Below are 3,881 nucleotides of genomic sequence, written 5' to 3' on the forward strand. Positions count from 1 at the left end.
TCCCCTTCTCTTGGTGTTCTTGGTGGAACGCCCGAGACTTACCACACGGCAGGTCACGAGCGGGGGACCGCCACCTCAATTTCTACGAGAGCCGGGACAACCTCGACAGCCTGAGTCACGTTGAAATTTTGACGTTGACCAGCCAATCCCAGTCACCCGATGTGGTACGGCGGACCGAACCGCAGATTATTTCGCGTTACCCGCAGGCATTTGCGAATCGGTGGGAGATAAGCACCCGGAAATGATAATATGTAACCGGGGGTCGTTTCGCAGCGCTCCCAGCTCTTGTTGGGACTGATGGGGCCATCGCAAAACACTGCTCCTTCGTACCTCGCACAATTTTCTAGATTCGGTGATGCGAGAGCGGTGCTGGAAGCGGCCGGCCATTCGGTGAGCAAGAATGCAGCCCCCACAACGACGGCAGCAACCGGTTGTCGTATTCGCCTGGACATGAAAGCCACCTTATCATAGTGCTTAAGAATCTATACTTTCCCATGCATTCCTGTTGATTGACCATGCGCCGCCGCCGGCGGTGTTGGCCGCCAGGCCGGGAGATGCGCCACCGGCAAGCCGCGATCTTTCCCTCGCTGGGGTGCGCAGCCCGCAGATTGGGACGCAGACCCGTCCACTGGACACGCCTCGACCCCAGCTACGAGTGATGACTAGGCGACGACTTCGACGATGACCCTACCGCGGTGACCGACACGGTGACGACGGCAGCGACGGCCAACGGTATGGCGAAAGTGTAGAAGTTCCATTCCTGGCTCAGGCTCGAGCCGAGGACCCAGCCTCCAAGCAGCGGACCGAGGATCGACCCGAGGCGGCCCAGTCCCATGGACGCACCAACTGCCGTACCACGGCAAGACACCGGGAAGTATGCGGCGGTATAGCCATAAAGCAGCATGGCCGTTCCGGCGGTTCCGAGCCCGGCGCCCACGACCGCGATTATCAGCAGGCTACCGTTCAGGTGCCATGCGAGTGCCACCACCGATATCGCTCCGATAAGGAAACACCCGAACATCGCCAGCTTATGGTTCAGCCGGTCCGCCAGCTGCGCTCCGCCAATCATGCCAACGACCGCACCGGCCTGGAGGAGCAGGAAGAACCGCAGGGACGGCCCGACGGCATAGCCTGAGTCGCGCATAAATTCCGGCAGCCAGGTGTTCAAGCCGTAGACGGCTAATTGCGAACAGAAACACAGGACCGTGAAGGTCAGCGCGGTCTGCCGGAACTTATGTGAGAGCAGCAGCCGGTACCCGTGATGGATGGTGCCGTCGTTGCCTCGGGCATGGCCTTTGTGTTCCTCGTATTCGGCCTTCAAGGCGTTGACGTCCAGCCGGTGTCGCTGCGCGATGGCGCGGGCCTCGTCGGGCCTGCCCTGCAGTGCCACGTGGTGGGTGGACTCGGGCAGCCAGAAGTACATTGCCGGCAGGATCAGGAGAAACACACCGGCGATGGCAAACAGGAGACGCCAACTGTGGTTCGGGATGACCACCAGCGCGACCAGCGCGGCCATCACCCCACCAGCGGAGTAGCCCGTCAGCATCAGCGCGGTGTAGAGCTGCCGACGGCCAATCGGCGCAAACTCCAAGGTCAGAACGACCGCGGAGGGGATAACACCGCCCAGTCCGATCCCCGCGAGAAACCGCGCGGCACCTAGGAAAGCGGGTGCCTGAGCGAGGGCGCAGGCCACCGACCAGATCGAAAACCATACGATCCCCCGCATGATGACCTTCCGACGGCCGAACCGGTCGGTGAGCGGGCCCGAGAGCAAAAAGCCCACCATCATTCCCACCAGGGTCCAGCTGCCGATGGCACCTGCGGTGGCCGGCATCATCTGCCATCCGGGCTCAGATAACAGCTGTAGAACCGATGCGCCGTAGACGATCAGGTCGTACCCGTCCGCCGCTAGCGTGAAAAAGCACAGCACGACCACGATCAACCCGCTGCGTGTGCGCACTGGCGGGTCTCCGGCCGTATATGGCTGCTGCATGTTTATGGTCATGGCGATCCTCTATATGCGTCGAGCACGGGTTGGTGGTTGATCATGAATAATGGTTGATGGCCAAGTGGAAAGTTCGTCGTTGCTTGCTGGTGAAAGTGCGGTCCGGGTGGCTGTCAGGGGCCCACCGCTACCTAATCCTCTCGTTCAATCATTGCGACCACTCGTGCTGGGCTACCCGATCCGCCGTCAATCGGTAACGGCATCACCACCAACGCGATGCCGGTGGTTGGCAGGCGATCGAGGTTCTGTAACTGCGTCAGCCCCAGCTTGCCGACACCGAGGAGGTACTGGTGACAAGGAAACGCTGGCTCCAGCGTCGCGGCCCGTCCGGCGTCGATGCCGACGGTCTCGACGCCAAATCCTACCAGCGGACTCCGGTGGGCTAACCACCGTGCACACTCAACGGATACGCCCGGAGTATGTGAGCCGCTGAGGTCAGTATTCAGAAATTTCGCAGCATTGGTACGTCTCGCACTCCAACCAGTGCGATATAGCAACCATCCATTGGCGGGCAAGGCGCCATGAGCCTCCTGCCACTTCTCGATATGGGACACTTCAAGGAGGAAATCCGGGTTCTCAGCGACCTCGTCGGTCGCGTCAAGAACAACAGCCGGGGCAATCAGCGATTTCAATGGCAGTTGCGAAACGTCGAGTCCGTCCTTGCCGGTTATCCAGTGTTTCGGTGCGTCCACATGAGTTCCGGTGTGCTCCCCTGTGCGGATGTTGTTCCAATACCACGCCGGGCCATTCTCATCGTAACAACTGATCAGCTCGAGTCGGAATGGTTGAGTATTTTTGAATGGTTCCGGCAACGCCAGCACCGGTGTCTCCTCGGTCAACGGCGCAGTCAAATCGATCAGTTCGATTCGCTCAGTAGCAATTCCTGCCAGTACATCGATAAGCAAGGACATTCCAACTCCTAACTACGGTGGCGCCAACGCCCAGCTAGCGCGGTAGCAACAAGGTGTCCAGAACCCGCGCCGAGCCCCGCCCCTGGACGAGTCGACGCACCGATATGCCACAAGCCTGTGATGCATGTGCGATGCCGGCCTGCACCGGGGAATGGACGCCACAGAAAATTTTGGTCAAGCTCGGCGCTGCCTCCATATGGATCCCCTGCCACAGCGTTCACGTTGTAGCCCTGCAGCCGTGTGGGTGGGATTGCATTTATGCAAAGAACTTGCGCGGCGAGGCCGTGAGTGTGTTCGGCGACACGATCCAGCGCACGCTGAGCGTAGGCCTGCGCCAATTCATCAGTCCATCCAGCCGCGGTGTCGAGTTGACCCGCCGCGTCACCGCGCACCCTAAACGGTACTTCCTGCAACTGCAACCACAACGAGCCTGCTCCCTTGGGCACTCGTGTCGGGTCAAGTAGGAACTGTTGCCCTACCACTACAGTGGGAGCCCTCGGCAGCAGTCCGGCCTCGGCTTCAGCGCAGGCGATCGCCGTGCTCCCCGAGCCATCGGTGATGTGAATCAGTGGAATGCTGCCCAACCGCTGGTCGTGCCATCTCGGCTCAGACGATAGGGCCACATGTATTTGCATCCCAGCGCGCCCGTACCGATAGGCGTCAGCTTGACCGCGCAACCCCGCCAAGCTGGGGTCCGGGGCAAGCAATGAACCGTAGAGCGCAGTTGGAGTGACCGAGGCGAGGATGGCACGGCGTGCCCGCAGACGGCGACCTCCGGCTTCGACAGCGACGGCTCGGCCGCCATCGATGACGATTCGTTCGACCGGCCACTCGGTGTATACCTGCACATTCAGTTCGTCGAAAAGATCCCGAAACGCGGAAACCATGTTCGCTGCGCCACCCTTGACGACGGGCAGACCGAAGCCGTGCAACGTCGCAGCGAGCACTGGAAGCATCATGCCGCC

4 protein-coding genes are annotated in these 3,881 nt (G+C 60.9%); all 4 read right to left on the reverse strand.

Annotated elements, in window-relative coordinates; genetic code table 11:
- Positions 1 to 152: 152 nt before the first annotated feature.
- Positions 153 to 452, reverse strand: coding sequence for a CDGP domain-containing protein (locus AC2VOU_RS08820; RefSeq protein WP_486957040.1), 300 nt, complete (start codon positions 450 to 452; stop codon positions 153 to 155).
- Positions 453 to 649: 197 nt separating this feature from the next.
- A complete protein-coding gene (locus AC2VOU_RS08825) occupies positions 650 to 1,960 on the reverse strand; it encodes an MFS transporter (RefSeq protein WP_486957037.1) in 1,311 nt (436 codons plus the stop codon).
- Between the two features lie 176 nt (positions 1,961 to 2,136).
- Entirely contained in the window at positions 2,137 to 2,916 is a 780-nt protein-coding gene (locus AC2VOU_RS08830; RefSeq protein ID WP_486957038.1) for a cyclase family protein, read from the reverse strand.
- 8 nt (positions 2,917 to 2,924) lie between these two features.
- The coding region (locus tag AC2VOU_RS08835) for a phytoene desaturase family protein (RefSeq protein ID WP_486957039.1) at positions 2,925 to 3,881 on the reverse strand (957 nt) is incomplete at its 5' end.

The organism is Mycobacterium sp. TH-M25 (genome assembly GCF_057473665.1).